The organism is Segatella copri, assembly GCF_019127135.1.
Lineage (GTDB): Bacteria > Bacteroidota > Bacteroidia > Bacteroidales > Bacteroidaceae > Prevotella.
The window spans coordinates 1-682 of sequence record NZ_JAHOEA010000165.1 but is presented as its reverse complement, the minus strand read 5'-3'; the positions used below and the strand labels follow the sequence as shown (position 1 = coordinate 682).

Annotated in this window: 1 protein-coding gene; it reads right to left on the bottom strand. The window is 46.0% G+C overall.

Annotated features, from left to right (window positions below; translation table 11 throughout):
- The coding region (locus tag KSW37_RS15675; protein WP_217315386.1) for an IS66 family transposase at window positions 1-682 on the bottom strand (682 nt) is incomplete at both ends.

Below are 682 nucleotides of genomic sequence, written 5' to 3'. Positions count from 1 at the left end.
TAACAGTACTTTATGGTATGTCTCGTCTGCCGAGACATAATCCTGCTGCAACACTACTTGGCAGATAGCCTTATAGAAGTTTTCCAGAACATCGGCACTTCTGGCAATCAGTTTGTTTGCCGTGGCTTTCCTTAACGTAAACCCATTGTCGGCAAAGTATTTGATGATTCGCTCTACCGGCATGGAATAGATGTATCGCATCTGCAGGAGTCCTGATGCAAAGGAAGGTGAATAGGAAGAATTCAACAACAGAGCCGGCGGAGTCTTCCCCGGATACATGATACTTCCATCAGTATAAGTGTTGATGTGATACACGGTCTTGATGAATTTGATGGGTTCCATGCTGTAACGTATACAGGTACGAGTTCCGAAGAGACGCAACGTCTTCAAAAGCCCTGCATCCATGACTGGATCTATCGTAACATGCACCTCTTCCATCTCGCAATGCATGTCACGCTTGGCACCATTGTTTTTGCGTGCCTTTCTCTTTTCGGCCTGCTCTGTTTTCTTCTTGTCAAATTCCTCCTGCGTCATCGAGGCTTGCGGATTCTTTTCCTGACGTTCGGACTTCTTGCCTGAAACGAGCTTGCCGAGTGCCTTGTTCTGACGATTCGCTTTGTCAATGGCGATTCCTTTCTGGACGAGTAGTTCTTCTAATGACTTTATACGTTCAATGAGTTCG